Source organism: Streptomyces sp. V2I9, assembly GCF_030817475.1.
Classification (GTDB): domain Bacteria; phylum Actinomycetota; class Actinomycetes; order Streptomycetales; family Streptomycetaceae; genus Streptomyces.
Genome location: NZ_JAUSZJ010000002.1, coordinates 5160369 through 5175167, shown reverse-complemented (window position 1 = coordinate 5175167; position 14799 = coordinate 5160369). Strand labels below are relative to the sequence as shown.

General features: G+C 73.0%; 11 protein-coding genes and 1 pseudogene. 2 read left to right on the top strand and 10 right to left on the bottom strand.

Annotation, left to right across the window (positions count from 1 at the left end; genetic code table 11):
- Positions 1–38: 38 nt before the first annotated feature.
- The 4 genes from QFZ71_RS22775 to QFZ71_RS22760 form a co-directional block, all read right to left on the bottom strand.
- Positions 39–1082, bottom strand: coding sequence for a 3-isopropylmalate dehydrogenase (locus QFZ71_RS22775; RefSeq protein WP_307670020.1), 1044 nt, complete (start codon positions 1080–1082; stop codon positions 39–41).
- Positions 1083–1306: 224 nt separating this feature from the next.
- The gene (locus QFZ71_RS22770; RefSeq protein WP_307670019.1) at positions 1307–1435 is read right to left on the bottom strand and encodes a hypothetical protein; all 129 of its coding nucleotides are present in this window, start codon (positions 1433–1435) and stop codon (positions 1307–1309) included.
- A 373-nt stretch (positions 1436–1808) separates the two neighbouring features.
- Positions 1809–2360 carry a GNAT family N-acetyltransferase gene (locus QFZ71_RS22765; RefSeq protein WP_307670018.1) on the bottom strand — a complete coding sequence of 184 codons (552 nt, stop codon included), beginning with the start codon at positions 2358–2360 and terminating at the stop codon, positions 1809–1811.
- Between the two features lie 140 nt (positions 2361–2500).
- Entirely contained in the window at positions 2501–3583 is a 1083-nt protein-coding gene (locus QFZ71_RS22760) for a S1 family peptidase (protein ID WP_307670017.1), read from the bottom strand.
- 355 nt (positions 3584–3938) lie between these two features.
- Here QFZ71_RS22760 and QFZ71_RS22755 point away from each other — a divergent pair, with 355 nt between their 5' ends.
- Positions 3939–4682 (top strand): nitroreductase family protein, encoded by a 744-nt coding sequence (locus tag QFZ71_RS22755; protein WP_307670016.1) that lies wholly within the window; start codon positions 3939–3941, stop codon positions 4680–4682.
- A 264-nt stretch (positions 4683–4946) separates the two neighbouring features.
- On the opposite strand, the gene pruA is transcribed toward QFZ71_RS22755, so the two are convergent.
- Both pruA and QFZ71_RS22745 read right to left on the bottom strand, forming a co-directional pair.
- Positions 4947–6578, bottom strand: a complete 1632-nt coding sequence (gene pruA, locus QFZ71_RS22750) for an L-glutamate gamma-semialdehyde dehydrogenase (protein WP_307670015.1) — start codon at positions 6576–6578, stop codon at positions 4947–4949.
- A gap of 54 nt (positions 6579–6632) precedes the next feature.
- Positions 6633–7559: a proline dehydrogenase family protein gene (locus QFZ71_RS22745; protein WP_307670014.1), complete on the bottom strand. Its 927-nt coding sequence runs from the start codon at positions 7557–7559 to the stop codon at positions 6633–6635.
- A gap of 191 nt (positions 7560–7750) precedes the next feature.
- On the opposite strand from QFZ71_RS22745, the pseudogene QFZ71_RS22740 reads away from it, so the two are divergent.
- Positions 7751–8897: pseudogene (locus tag QFZ71_RS22740) on the top strand (PucR family transcriptional regulator).
- 72 nt (positions 8898–8969) lie between these two features.
- On the opposite strand, the gene QFZ71_RS22735 reads toward QFZ71_RS22740, so the two are convergent.
- The 4 genes from QFZ71_RS22735 to serA form a co-directional block, all read right to left on the bottom strand.
- Positions 8970–9500, bottom strand: a complete 531-nt coding sequence (locus QFZ71_RS22735) for a hypothetical protein (RefSeq protein WP_307670013.1) — start codon at positions 9498–9500, stop codon at positions 8970–8972.
- On the bottom strand, positions 9497–10195 hold the full coding sequence (locus tag QFZ71_RS22730; protein ID WP_307670012.1) for a hypothetical protein: 699 nt from the start codon (positions 10193–10195) through the stop codon (positions 9497–9499). Before QFZ71_RS22730 ends, QFZ71_RS22735 begins: the two co-directional genes overlap by 4 nt.
- 114 nt (positions 10196–10309) lie before the next feature.
- A complete protein-coding gene (locus tag QFZ71_RS22725) occupies positions 10310–12808 on the bottom strand; it encodes a Tox-REase-5 domain-containing protein (protein WP_307670011.1) in 2499 nt (832 codons plus the stop codon).
- A 253-nt stretch (positions 12809–13061) separates the two neighbouring features.
- The gene (serA, locus tag QFZ71_RS22720) at positions 13062–14654 is read right to left on the bottom strand and encodes a phosphoglycerate dehydrogenase (protein ID WP_307670010.1); all 1593 of its coding nucleotides are present in this window, start codon (positions 14652–14654) and stop codon (positions 13062–13064) included.
- Positions 14655–14799 lie beyond the last annotated feature (145 nt).

Below are 14799 nucleotides of genomic sequence, written 5' to 3'. Positions count from 1 at the left end.
CTGATGCGACCCGGCGGCTTCGAAGGGGAGTCGTCGGGTCAGCTCGCTACGCGTACCGCGAGGGCGTCGCCGATCTCGTCGGTCGTCCGCGTGGCGGCCCCGTCGCGCTCCGCGAGGTCGGCGGAGACGGCGTCCTCGATGCGCGCGGCCTCGGTCTCGTAGCCGAGGTGGCGCAGCAGGAGGGCGACGGAGAGGACCGTGGCGGTCGGGTCGGCCTTGCCCTGCCCCGCGATGTCGGGGGCGGAGCCGTGGACCGGCTCGAACATCGACGGGAACGCGCCCGTCGGATTGATGTTGCCGGACGCCGCCAGGCCGATACCACCGGTGACGGCGGCGGCCAGGTCGGTGAGGATGTCGCCGAAGAGGTTGTCGGTGACGATGACGTCGAAGCGCTCCGGCTGGGTGACGAAGAAGATCGTCGCGGCGTCGACGTGCAGGTAGTCGGTGCTGACCTGCGGGTACTCGGCGGCAACCCGGTCGAAGGTGTTCTTCCACAGGTGGCCGGCGTAGACGAGGACGTTGTTCTTGTGGACCAGCGTCAGCTTCTTGCGCGGGCGGGCGGCCGCGCGCTCGAAGGCGTCCCGGACCACACGCTCGACGCCGTACGCCGTGTTGACGCTGACCTCGGTGGCGACCTCGGCGGGGGTGCCGGTGCGCAGCGAGCCGCCGTTGCCGGTGTAGGGGCCTTCGGTGCCCTCGCGGACGACGACGAAATCGATGTCGGGGCGGCCGGCGAGCGGGGTCGCGGTGTTCGGGAAGAGCTTGGAGGGCCGCAGGTTGATGAAGTGGTCGAAGGCGAAACGCAGCTTCAGCAGCAGCCCGCGCTCCAGGACGCCGGACGGCACGGACGGGTCGCCGATCGCGCCGAGCAGGATGGCGTCGTGGCCCTTGAGGGCCTCCAGTTCCGCGTCCGGGAGGGTGTCGCCGGTGCGGTGCCAGCGCTGGGCGCCGAGGTCGTACTCCTTGGTCTCCAGCTTCACATCCTGCGGGAGGACAGCGTTGAGGACCTTGAGGCCCTGGGCCACGACTTCCTGGCCGATTCCGTCACCGGGGATCACTGCGAGATCGATGCTGCGAGACATGCCGGAAGCCTAACGGTGCGTCCCACCCCATGACATCCGATGTCCACCATGCGGACGAACGCATGCGTGTTCGGGGTACGGGTGGGCAGTGTGCGGGAGGGAGCGGGTGAGCGGGTCCGGGTGCGCGGGTGATCGGCCGGCCGGGTACGCGGATGGCCGGGCGCGGGCAGGGGACACGCGGCGAGGTGCGTCGGACCCTGCCCGTCCGGGGGACGGTGCTCGGCTCAGTGGCCGGTCGAGCCGCCGTTGTCACGGCGGTCCAGGGCGCGCTGGAGGGCGGCGGCGGCGTTCTTGCGCTCGGCCTCGGCCTGACGGGAGGCGTGACGGACGCGGCGGGCGGTGACGTTGGCCATGATGGATCGACTCCCTGAGATCGCGGATCGCGTGGATGCCGGAGGACGGGCCGCACATCGCGGTGCGGTGCCGGGGCCGGGATCGGATTTCGAGGCGCCGGAAGGGGCGGGGAGCGTACGCGGCAGGGGTTGCCTGCTTCAGGGCGTGCGCCCGCATCCACCCATCGCTCGATCGAGCGATGCGTTCGGCTCCTACCACGGTAGGACAGTCGGGCCGTCCTGTCTCCACAGTTAGTCGGACTTCCTACTATCTGAGACGAGTGCCACGTCGTAGCAGGTCACAGGGGTGGAAGGAAAACCTCCCCGGAGGGCCCCACGGGTCACGGGCCCGGATGGGGCGCTCGTTCCGGGGGCCCGTGCCGCCCGGACGGCGTCACAGCAGGTCGCCGTCCCGCCAGTCGAAGTGGAGCGGGTGGCCGGGGGCGGGCAGGGGCCGGCCGGCCGTCGGGCGGACATAGGTGCTGCCTTCCTCCTCGGGCAGCGCGACGGGTCCTGCGGGGCCGAGGGCCCCCAGCCGGCCCGGCCACACCTGCCAGCCGCGCGCGGTGTAGAGCGCCGCCCCGGCGTCGGACGCGGACAGGGCCCCGAAGTCGTAGGCCGTGTCGATGACGCGCTCCAGCGCCTCCATCACCCGGTGGCCCAGTCCCTCCCGGCGGCGGTCCGCGCGGACGGCGACGGCTTCGACGTAGCCGGCCCGGTAGGAGCGGTCCGCGTGCCGGACCCGGCGCTGGACGACGCAGCCGTGGGCGACCGGGCGGCCGTACTCGTCGCGGATCAGGGCGTGCACGCCGCCGAGGGAGTGGTCCCAGTCGTCGTCGACGAAGTCCCCCTCGAAGGCGGCGTCGAGCAGGTCGCGGATGCGGGCGAGTTCGGCGGGGGTGAGATCGGAGGTGTGTGCGACCTGTACGGCGGGAGTCGAATCCATGGCGTCAGCCTTCCAGGCCGCTCCCCCGCCCGACAGCCGATTACGCCCCGCACCGCAGGGGCGCGCCCCCGCACACGCGAGCCCGCCCGGACCGGGTGCGGGGGTCCGGGCGGGCGGGGTGCGAGCGGCGGCGGGGCGGTTCAGTACACCGTCACGCCGTACGCCGACAGCGCCTCGGCGACCGGCTGGTGGATGGCCGAGCCCGCCGTGCCCGAGCAGCCGGAGCTGCCCGAGTGGATGCCGAGGGCGACGGAGCCGGCGAAGTGCGCGCCGCCGCTGTCCCCGCCTGCCGAGCAGGCGGTGGTGCGGACCATGTTGTGGACGGGCCCGTCGCCGTAGTTGACAGTGACGTTGACGGCGGTGACCGTGCCGGAGGTCACCTTGGTGGTGGACCCGCTCTTCCTGATCGCCTGGCCGACGACGGCGTTGGCGGCCGAGGAGATGTCCTGGGTGGAGCCGTTGTAGAGGTCCACGGTCCCGGCGGGCGACGAGCCGTCGGTGTAGCGGACGATGCCGTAGTCGTTGGTCGGGAAGCTGGTGCCCTCCCGGACGCCGATGACCGAACCGCCGGAGCTGGCCGACCAGTTGGCGGAGATGTTGGTGCAGTGCCCGGCGGTCACGAAGTAACGGGCTCCCCCCTTGGTGACGTTGAAGGCGGCCGAGCAGCGGCTGCCGCCGCCGTAGATCGCGCCGCCGCCGAGCACCTCGCGCCGGAAGACGCCGGGGACCCGCTTGATGTCGACCGCGCCGCCGAGCCGTTCGGCGACGGCTTCGAGGCGGGCCATGTCCCGCGCGGAGACGGAGGAGTCGGCCTCGACGGCGATGCGGTTGGTGCGCGGATCGACGCCCCAGGAGGTGCCGGTGATCTTCGCCTCGGCCTCCAGGGTGTCCATCGCGGCGTCGAGCTGTGCGGCGCTGCGAGCCACCCGGCGGACGGTGGCCCCGGCGGCGCGGGCCTGCTCCTCGGCCCGGTCGGTGGTGACGGTCACGACCAGCTTCCCGGTCTTCGCGTCGAGGTAGGTTCCGGCGGTCGCGGCCCCGAGCCGTCGTTCGACAGCGGCGTCGAGCGCGTACGTGGACGGGGCGGGGGTCGCCGAGGGCGCGGCGGCCGGGGTGTCGGAGGCGGAGGGGGTACCGGCGGCGGAGGGGGTGGCTCCGAGGCCGAGGGCGCCGACGACGAGCAGCAGGGAAACGCCCAGGCGCGCACGGGAGTTGCGTCTCATGGGGGGCTCCTTCCGGGGTGGCGTGGGGGGACGTACCGGGAAGGAATTTGACATGCTCATTACCTAATCCACAAGACCGCGTGCTCCGGCGGGCGGTGGCCCACGCGCCGTCGGCGCGGCGGTCGGCGGCGCGGCGGTCGGCGGCGCGGCGGTCGGCGGCGCGGCGGTCTCCCGTCCGGCGACCCGCGCCCCGGCCGCCCCGGCCACCCCGGCCACCCCGGCCACCCCGGCCACCCCGGCCACCCGTGAACGGCGGACACCCCGTCCCGGTCACCGGACACTGACCGGGACCGGCGCCCCCGCCTGTCCGAAGTCCCGCTTCCGCCGCCCCTCCCCCGCCGCGCACACTGCGGCCATGCCCGACACGACACCCACGCCCTCCGCCGCCCCCACGCCGGGACCCGCCGCGCCCGGCCCCTGGTCACCCACCCACGGCGCTCCGTACCGCCCCGCGCCCTACCGCCCCGAGCGGATCGCCGCCGAGGAGTCCCTGGAACGTGCCGCCCGGCTGCGGCGGCGGATGGACGAGCGCAGGACCGTCCGCGCGTTCTCCTCCGACCCGGTCCCCGAGCAGGTGCTGCGCGACGCCATCGCCTGCGCGGCCACCGCCCCCTCCGGCGCCCATCAGCAACCGTGGACCTTCGTCCTGGTCAAGGACCCCGAGGTGCGCCGCCGCATCCGGGAGGCGGCCGAGCACGAGGAGAAGGTGAGCTACGACGGGCGACTCGGCGAGGAGTGGCTCGCCGCGCTGCGCCCGCTGGGCACGGACGCGGTGAAGGCGCACATGACGGACGCGCCGGCCCTGATCGTGGTGTTCCAGCAGCGCTACTGGCTCGGCGAGGACGGCACGAAGCGCAAGCACTACTACGTGGACGAGTCGGTCGGGATCGCGGTGGGCATGCTGCTCACCGCCCTGCACCTGTCCGGGCTCGCCGCGCTGATCCACACCCCGAGCCCGATGCGCTTCCTGGCCGAGGTCCTGGAGCGGCCCGAGAACGAGAAGGCGTTCGCCGTGATCCCGGTCGGCCATCCGGCCGAGGACTGCGAGGTCCCCGACCTGGTGCGCAAGTCGCTGGACCAGGTGCTGGTGGAGATCTGACCGCACGCCGGGGCCCGTACGCGAGGGGCCCGTACGCGAGGGACCGCCCACACCTCGGCCCGTACACGGCGACCCGCCGCACGTCGGGATCCGTACGCGAGGAGCCGTCCGCCCACCGGGACCCGTCCACGGGAAAGACCCGTACAGGGGAAAACCGCCCCCCGGCCGGCAGGGGGGCCGGTCGGGGGGCGGGGCTGAGGAGGGTGCTCCGTGGCGGGGCACCCGGGGCCGGGGCGTCGTGCTGCGGCGCCCCCGCGGTGGGCGTCAGCCCTGGTGGGGGTAGGTGTAGTCGGTCGGCGGGACCAGCGTCTCCTTGATGGCACGGGTCAGGGTCCAGCGCTGGAGGTTCTGCGGGGCGCCCGCCTTGTCGTTGGTACCGGAGGCACGGCCGCCGCCGAAGGGCTGCTGGCCGACGACGGCGCCGGTCGACTTGTCGTTGATGTAGAAATTGCCCGCGGCGTAGCGGAGCTTGTCCATCGTGTACGCGGCGGCCGCGCGGTCGCCGGCGATGACCGAGCCGGTCAGCGCGTAGTCGGAGACCGACTCCATCTGCTCCAGCATCGCGTCGTACTTCTCGTCCTCGTACACGTGCACCGCGAGGATCGGGCCGAAGTACTCCGTCGTGAAGACCTCGTTCTCGGCGTCGGTGCACTCGATGACGGTCGGGCGGACGAAGTAGCCCACCGAGTCGTCGTAGGTGCCGCCCGCGACGATCGTGCACGACGGGTCGGACTTCGCGCGGTCGATCGCGGCCTTGTTCTTGGCGAACGAGCGCTCGTCGATGACGGCCCCGATGAAGTTGCTCAGGTCGGTGACGTCGCCCATCTTGATCGACTCGACCTCGGCCGCGAACTCCTCCTTGAAACCGGAGTTCCAGATGGAGGCCGGGATGTACGCCCGCGAGGAGGCGGAGCACTTCTGGCCCTGGAACTCGAAGGAGCCACGGGTGAGCGCGGTCTTCAGGATCGCGCGGTCGGCGCTGGGGTGGGCGACGACGAAGTCCTTGCCGCCGGTCTCGCCGACGAGCCGCGGGTAGGTGCGGTAGGTGGCGATGTTGTTGCCGACCGTCTTCCACAGGTGCTGGAAGGTGGGGGTCGAGCCGGTGAAGTGGATACCGGCCAGGTCGCGGTGGTTCAGCGCCACCTCGGAGACGGCCTTGCCGTCGCCGGTGACCAGGTTGATGACGCCCTTGGGCAGACCGGCCTCCTCCAGGAGCTGCATCAGCAGCACGGCGGCGTGGGTCTGCGTCGGGGACGGCTTCCACACCACGACGTTGCCCATGAGGGCGGGGGCGGTGGGGAGGTTGCCCGCGATGGCCGTGAAGTTGAACGGCGTGATCGCGTAGACGAAGCCCTCCAGCGGGCGGTGGTCCATGCGGTTCCACACGCCCGGGGAGTTGGCCGGGGGCTGCTCGGCGAGGATCTGGCGCGCGTAGTGCACGTTGAAGCGCCAGAAGTCGATCAGCTCGCAGGGGGTGTCGATCTCGGCCTGCTGGGCGGTCTTGGACTGGCCGAGCATCGTCGAGGCGGCCAGGGTCTCGCGCCAGGGGCCGGACAGCAGCTCGGCGGCGCGCAGGATGATCGCGGCGCGGTCGTCGAAGGACATCGCGCGCCAGCCCGGTGCGGCGGCGAGGGCCGCGTCGATGGCATCCTTCGCGTCCTGCTCGGTGGCGCCGGCGAAGGTGCCGATGACGGCCTGGTGGTTGTGCGGCTGCACGACGTCGACCCGCTCGCCGCCGCCCATGCGCTTCTCGCCACCGATGGTCATCGGCAGGTCGATCGGGTTCTGGCTCAGCTCCTTGAGCTTCTTCTCCAGACGGGCGCGCTCCGGGGAGCCCGGGGCGTAGGAGTGGACCGGCTCGTTGACCGGCGCGGGGACCTGGGTGACGGCGTCCATGAGTGCCTTGTCTCCTTGATGTCGGCGGGAATGTGGGTCAGCCCGGCGGGCCGATCAGCCCTTGGTGAGGATCGAGCGGCCGAAGAACAGCAGGTTGGCCGGCTTCTCCGCGAGGCGGCGCATGAAGTATCCGTACCAGTCGGTGCCGTACGCCGTGTAGACGCGCATCCGGTGGCCCTCGGCCGCGAGCCGGACGTGCTCCTCGCTGCGGATGCCGTACAGCATCTGGAACTCGTACTCGTCCAGTTTGCGCCCGGCCTTGCGGCCCAGCTCCTGGGCGATGGCGATGAGACGGGGATCGTGCGACCCGATCATCGGGTAGCCCTCGCCCTCCATCAGGATGCGGGTGATGCGGACGTATGCCTTGTCGATCTCCGCCTTGTCCTGGTACGCGACGGAGGCGGGCTCCTTGTAGGCGCCCTTCACGATGCGTACGCGGCTGCCGGCGGCGGCCAGGCGGCGGGCGTCGTCCTCGGTGCGGAACAGGTACGACTGGATGACACAGCCGGTCTGCGGGAAGTCCTTCCGCAGCTCCTCGTGGATGGCGAACATCGAGTCGAGGGTGGTGTGGTCCTCGGCGTCCAGGGTGACCGTGGTGCCGATGGCGGCGGCGGCCTCGACGACCGGGCGGACATTGGCGAGGGCCAGCTCGTGGCCGCCCTCCAGCGCCTGTCCGAACATGGAGAGCTTGACGGACATCTCGGCGCGGGGGCCCAGGTCCAGGCCCTTCAGCCGCTCGATGAGCTCCAGGTAGGCGTCGCGGGCGGCCTCGGCCTGCGCGGGGGTGGTGATGTCCTCGCCGACGACGTCGAGCGTGACCTCCAGCCCCTTCTCCGCGGCGTCCTCGACGATCGGGACGACCTGGTCGACGGTCTCCCCGGCGATGAAGCGGTCGACGACCTGCTTGGTGCCGGGCGCGGCCGAGACGAACCGGCGCATCTTGTCGCTGCGCGATGCGGCGAGAATCACGGGACCCAGCACGGGGCACCTCCACGAATGTACGGACGGGAGGCCGCATCGGTACGAACATGAACGAACCGGTACGGCACGGATAACCACTGTGAAATCTAGGCACCCCGTGCGGGCCGTGCCATCGACACCTGTCACGCATCCGTGGCCGCCATCTCATACATCTGTCTGAAGAAGTGCGGTCACGGGTGCAGAATGGCGGAGTGACAGGCGACTACCAGGAACTGGTCGACGAGATCTCGGCCCTCCTCGACGCCCCGGCGACCCTGGAGAACCGCGACTTCGGCCTGGTCGCCTTCGGAGCCCACGACAGCGACGACGACACGGCGATGGACCCGGTCCGCACCCGGTCGATCCTGACCCGCCGCTCCACGCCGGCCGTGCGCGCCTGGTTCGAGGGGTTCGGCATCACCCGTGCCACCGGGCCCGTCCGCATCCCCGCCGCCCCGGAGGCCGGGGTGTTCCGGGACCGCATCTGTCTTCCGGTACGCCATCGGGGTGTCGTTCTCGGCTACGTCTGGCTGCTCGACGCCGTACCGGGCCCGACCGACGAGCGGCTGGCGGCCGCCATGGAGGTCGCCGCGCGGATCGGGGCGCTGCTCTCCGACGAGGCGCGGGCGGGCGCGGACCTCTCGCGGGAGTTCGGCGCGGTCCTCACGGCGGGGCCCGGCCCCCGGCACGACGCCGCCGTCCTTGCCCTCGGCGAGGCCCTGGGGCGGGACGCCGAGGGGCTGCACACGGTGGTGTGCGTGACCCCGTGGACGGACGACACCCCGTCGGTACGGGCCGTGGCCTCGGCCGCGGCGCTGGCGGCGGTCCCCGCGGTGGCGGCGGGGCCGCCTTCGCTGGCCGCGCTGGTGCGGCTCCGCTCGCCCGACCGGCTCGACCCGGCCCTGAGCGCCGGGGACCGGCTGCGGTCCGACGCAGGGCCCGCCGCCGCCGCAGGCGTCGCCATGCCCCGCCGGGGCCTGGCAGAGCTGGCCGCCTCCTGGCGCGAGGCGAGGGCGGCGGCCCGCGCGGCCCGCGCCGAGCCCCGGCTCGGCCCGGTCGCCCGGTGGTCGTCGATCGGCCCGTACCGCCTGCTGACCGCCCTCCCGGAGGCCGGGGGGCGAAGCCGGGGACCCGGCGGTCGCCCCGCTCCTGGCCCCGTCACACCGGGAGCTGGCCCACACCGCGGAGGTGTTCCTGGACCACGCGGGCCAGGCGGGCCGGGCCGCCGCCGCCCTGGGCGTCCACCGCCAGACGCTGTACTACCGGCTCACCCGCATCCAGCAGATCACCGGCCTGGACCTGAACGACGGCGAGGACCGGCTCCTGCTGCACATGGCGGTGAAGCGGTCACGGCTGTGACCGGGCCGGAGCGGTGGATCCCGCTCCGGTCCCCGGATCTCCGCGCGGGGCTCCCGGATCTCCGCGCGGGGCTCACAGCCGCCCGTCGAAATCCGCCGGTTCGGGGATCGGACGGTCGCCGACCAGGGCAGCGAGCACGAACGGAGCGTCCCCGTCGCTGTGGCCGCGGATCAGGGCGATCCACCGCCCGCCGGGATCGACGGGGTCCCAGACCTCCAGGTCCCCGTACAGATCCTCGGCGAACAGCGCCTCGAACAGCGGATCCACCGGCGAGCCGCCCTGGCTGCGCATCATCGGACCGTCCAGCCGCACGGTTCGGTGCGGTCCCCACAACCCGTCCAACACCCGTGCCAGACCGGTCAGATGAGCTTCGGCGGCCTCCTCGGCCCCGTTCCACTCGGGGGCGTACACCCCGGTCAGCGGGGCGCCCTCCCACAGCGGCACGATCCGGAAGCCCTCCCCCGCGGTGGCCGTCCACTCGCCGGTGACCGGGTCGCCCTCGGCGGTGGTGGGGCCGCCGGCCGGTACGGGGGCGGCGAGAAGGCCGGTCACCTCCGCCGCCGCGCGCTCCACGTCGAAGGGCTCACCCGCACGGGAGGTCACAGAGTGGCCCGGCCCATCGGGCGGGGCAGCGGGGCCAGCGCCCCCGCCTCGCGCAGCCGCTCGTACACCCGCACCACCGTCGCGCTGTCGCCCGGTGCGGCGATGCTCAGCAACTCCCCGCCGCCGGGGAGGGGTTCGCGGACCACCTCCAGGTCGTCGGGGACCAGGGCCGCGCGGGCCGGGGAGAGATAGCCGGCGCGGCCGACGACGGGATCGCTGACGGAGTACCCGGCCTCGTCCTCCAGCGCGTCCAGGACGTCGTCGTCGCTCACGTCGCCGAAGTCCGGCTCCCACACCCGCGCGACGAGGGACAGCAGCCCCTCCTCCGGCACCACGGCCCCGTCCGGGGCGTGCAGGATGACCGCGAGCGACTGGAGCAGGAACTCCGGTCGCCCGCCCGCCAGTCCACTGACCTCGGCCTGCCAGCCGGGCGCCCCGGTGCCGACGAGCCGCAGCCCGGTTCCGGTGAGGTCGGACCAGTCGGCGGCACTCTGCGCGGTGCGGAGCGCGCCGCGCAGCGCGTCCTCGTCTGCGTCGAAGGCGGTGGCGGGGCCGTTGCCGTGGACCTGGCTCCAGACGTCGGCCGCCTGCGGAACCAGCTCGGCGATCCCGTCGAGGGTCCGCCGCCACCGCTCGGCCAGCGCCTCGACCGGCTCCGGCCGGGGACCCCAGAAGCCCCGCACTACACGTCGCATGCTCGTCTCTCCTCCGTCGGCCGACCCGTCTGCGTACGGCTTCCCGGCCGCTCGGCGGCCGGGAACGCCCCGCATCGCAGGCTACTCGGCGCGCCGCCCCCACCGGGGCAGGGACTACTCGTCGAACGCCCCCGGTTTCCTGGTGCTGTCGTTGGGCTTCGTCGGGCTGTGCACGACCTTGATCGGCAGCCCTTCGTCACGGAACGCCTTGCGTGCCGCCTTGGCCACGTCCGGGTCGGAGAAGTGCCACTCCACGGTCCGGCCGCCGGACGCCTCCACCTGCGCACGGGCCTCGGTGACGAACTTGTCCTTGCCCGATGGGGTGAGCGTGCCCTTGTCGGTCTTGGACAGATAGCTGCCGTAGCCGTTCTTTGCCTCCAGGTACGTCTGCCGGGAGGAGTCCCAACCGTCGTACTCCACGGCCGGCTTGCCCTCCCGAGGGTGCGGGACGACGTACTCCTGACCCCGGTTCGTCCCCGTGATCTGCTCCTGGTAGCGGAGCCAGGACTCGTTCTTCCAGTTGGGCGCGGGGTTGCGGTCCCGGCTCGCCCAGTAGCCGTCGCCCGCGTCCGCGTCGCCGAGGGTGCGGTCCTTGAGGTCGTCGGCCCAGGACGGCGGGTTGTAGTTGCGCGGGTCGGAGGTGTCGTTGCGCTGCGGATCCGGGTACTGCTTCTTGTCCGCCGCCGCCTTGCGCGCCCGCTCCGGCTCCTCCAGCCGCTTCTGCTCCAGGTGCGCCTGCCGCTCCGCGGCCCGCGCCTCCTCGGCCGCCTTCTTGGCCGTCTCGTCGCAGCCGCCCTCCGCGAGGACGACCCGGCCCGGAGAGCCGCCCGCCAGCACACCGGTGCCCGAGCCCGGCACCCCGCCGCCGGGGCCGCTGCCGCCCGGTCCGTACGGCACTCTCGGCGGTCCGCCCGCGATCGCGCAGCCGGTCCGGCGCGCCGCGTCCTCGGCGCTGTCCGCCGCCTCGTCGGCCTCCTTCGCCGCCTTCCGTACGCCGTCGAGGTCGCCGGCGTCCGCGGCCTTGCGGGCCCGGCGGGCGGCGGCGCTCGCGTCACCCGCGGCCTCCGCGACCTCGGAGGCGATCTTGCCCAGTTTGCCGAGCTTCCCGACCTTGCCGACGACCTTCGCGACGTTGTAGCCGGGGATGAAGATCGATCCGACGTTCCAGATCACATCGGTGACGGCACGGGTCTTCTCGCCGTTGTTCCAGCGCTCGCGGACCTCGTCCCCGACGAAGATGTCGTCGCCGACCGTGATCACGGTGTTGACGGAGGCACCGCCCCAGTCCAGGAGCGCGCCGAGGTAGTCGCCGTCGGCCCACTTGTCGCCCGCGCCGGAGGAGTCCTGGACCCACTGGTCGCCGAGCTGTTTGCCGTAGTCGACCAGACCCGACCAGGTCTCCGGCTTGAACAGGTCGATGATGCCGGAGATGTCGCCCCAGAGCCCGTCGACCACGAGGCCCTTGAAGACCTGCGTCGTACGGTCCCAGGCGCAGCCGAAGAAGCCCCAGCCGCCGCAGTCCTCCTGCTCCTCGGCCTGCTCGCCGCCGTCTCCCTCGCCGTCGCCGTCGTCGACCGGCTGGACGTCGTAGCCGGCCTCGGGCTCCTCGCCGTCCTCGGGGAAGGTGTCCTCCCCGGTGCCGGGCCGCCCCTCGTCGTCGGGGCCCCCGGTCCCGCCGCCGGTCGTCGTGGAACCCCCGGACGCGCCGGACCCTTCGGTGCCGCCGGACCCTCCTGTGCCGCCGGACCCTCCGGAGCCGCCCGGGCCGCCGCTTCCGCCGGAGCCGCCCGTGCCGCCGGTCGCGTCGCCTCCGGTGGTACCCCCGGTGGTGCCGCCCGTGATCGTCGTACCGCCGTCGGCGCCCCCGTCCGCGCTCCCCGCCGTCTCCCCGGAGGCGCCCCCGTCCGCTCCCCCGCCCGAACCGCCGTCCGTGCTGCCGTCCGGGCCCTCGCCCGCCTCGACCGAACCGCCCGGAGAGACCGGGCAGGAGCTGCCGGTCAGCGAGCAGATCGCGGACTGGAGGCCCGCGGTGATCCGGCCGCCGAGACCGCCCACGGTCAGGGCCGCGATCAGCGCCACGACGATCAGGACCAGGCCCAGGTACTCCAGGGCGGTCTGCCCCCGGTCCCGCTTCCAGGTGATCATGTGCGGGAGCGAGAACTTCGGCGGCTGCCCCCGCTCGGCGGCCGGCATCCGGAACCACGCCCGGCTGCCGGCGCGGTTGATCAGGACGAGGATCAGGATCGGCAGGACCAGCTGGGTGACCCCGTCCGGGGACCCGTCGCCCAGGTTGGCGAGGCCGCCGAGGATCAGCCATCCCTGGACCGCGACGACACCCCACCGCACCCCGGGGCCGCCGGTCCTCACATGCCGGGCCAGCAGTGCCGCGAGGACGCCGGGAGCGGAGGCGTACAGCAGGATGCCGAGCACCTCGGCGCCCATCGCCCCCGCCGCGAAGGCGGAGCCGGACAGGCCGACCGCCCCCAGCACCGTCGCGCCGAACAGCACGAGGAGCAGCACGCGCACCAGGACCAGCGGGGCCGGGAGTTCACGCCGCGGGGCGGCGGCCGGAGCCGGACCTCCCGCTACGGGTATGCCACCGACAGCAGACATACGTGACCGACCCCCGGAGTGCCCATGAGTGACATGACAACCGGTCACCCTAGGGTCGCGGGCCCGCTCACGTCGTGGGCCCCCGGACCCAACTCCGGGCCCATACGGGCGGTTCGATCACCCTCCTCCGGCCGTCGTCCCGGCCCCCGACGCGACGTACCCGGTGGCGGGACCACTCGTACGGAACGAGCGGACCTGCCACCGGGTACGGGGCGGGGTCCTGAGGCCGGCTGTGCGCGCCGGCCCGGCGGCGTCAGTCGGTGAGGTCCACCGAGCGGGCCGAGGACGCGCCGATCTCGTCCGCGATCTCGGTCAGCACCGGCTGCGGGACCGTCTCGTCGACGGTGAGGACGACCAGCGCCTCACCGCCCTCCGCGGCCCGCGAGACCTGCATGCCCGCGATGTTCAGCCCGGCCTCACCGAGGATCTTGCCGACCGCACCCACCACGCCGGGTCGGTCCTGGTAGCGCAGGACGACCATGTGGTCGGCGAGCGCCAGATCGACGTCGTGCTCACCGATGGCGACGATCTTCTGGAGGTGCTTCGGGCCCGCCAGCGTGCCGGAGACGGCGACCTCCTGGCCGTCGGAGAGCGTGCCGCGCACGGTGACCACGTTGCGGTGGTCGGGCGACTCGGAGCTGGTGGTGAGACGGACCTCGACGCCGCGCTCCTGCGCGAACAGCGGGGCGTTGACGTAACTCACGGTCTCGTCGACGACGTCCTCGAAAACGCCCTTGAGCGCGGACAGCTCCAGCACCTTGACGTCGTGCTGGGTGATCTCGCCGTACACCTCGACGTCGAGCCGGGCGGCGACCTCGCCCGCGAGCGCGGTGAAGATCCGGCCGAGCTTCTCCGCGAGCGGCAGACCGGGGCGCACGTCCTCGGCGATGACGCCGCCCTGGACGTTGACCGCGTCGGGGACCAGCTCGCCGGCGAGCGCGAGGCGGACGGACTTGGCGACCGCGATGCCCGCCTTCTCCTGCGCCTCGTCGGTGGAGGCTCCGAGGTGCGGGGTGCAGACGACCTGGTCGAACTGGAACAGCGGGGAGTCCGTGCAGGGCTCCTTCGCGTACACGTCGAGGCCGGCGCCGGCGACGCGGCCCTCCTTGAGCGCGGAGGCCAGCGCCTCCTCGTCGACGATCCCGCCGCGCGCGGCGTTGACGATGCGCACCGAGGGCTTGACCTTGTGCAGCGCCTCGTCACCGATGAGACCGAGGGTCTCCGGCGTCTTGGGCAGGTGCACCGTGATGAAGTCCGCGACCTCCAGCAGCTCGTCCAGGCTGAGGAGCTTGACGCCCATCTGCGCGGCGCGGGCCGGCTGGACGTAGGGGTCGTAGGCGACGATCTTCATGCCGAAGGCCGACATGCGCTGGGCGACCAGGACGCCGATGCGACCGAGGCCGACGACGCCGAGGACCTTCTCGCTGAGCTCGACCCCGGTGTACTTGGAGCGCTTCCACTCGCCGTTCTTGAGCGCGGTGTTGGCCTGCGGGATGTTGCGCGCGGTGGCCACCAGCAGACCGCAGGCGAGCTCGGCCGCGGTGACGATGTTGGAGGTCGGGGCGTTGACGACCATCACGCCGGCCTTGGTGGCGGCGGAGACGTCGACGTTGTCCAGGCCGACGCCGGCGCGGGCCACGACCCGGAGCTTCTTGGCGGCGGCGATCGCCTCGGCGTCGACCTTGGTGGCGGAACGCACCAGGATGGCGTCGACGTCGGCGATGGCGGGGAGCAGTTCGGCGCGGTCCGCGCCGTTGCAGTGCCGGATCTCGAAGTCCGGACCCAGGGCGTCGACGGTGGCGGGCGACAGCTCTTCAGCGATGAGTACGACAGGTTTCGAGCTCACGTGAGTCCTCACAAGTCCAGTGCGGACGGCCGTCCCGACGGCCGCAGGCGGTGGAGGGGCTAGCCGCGTGGTAGACGCACGACACTGTGGGCCCTGACGCGTAGATGTGTTCCGAAGTGTAGTCCCGCGACGGGCTCGGTCACGC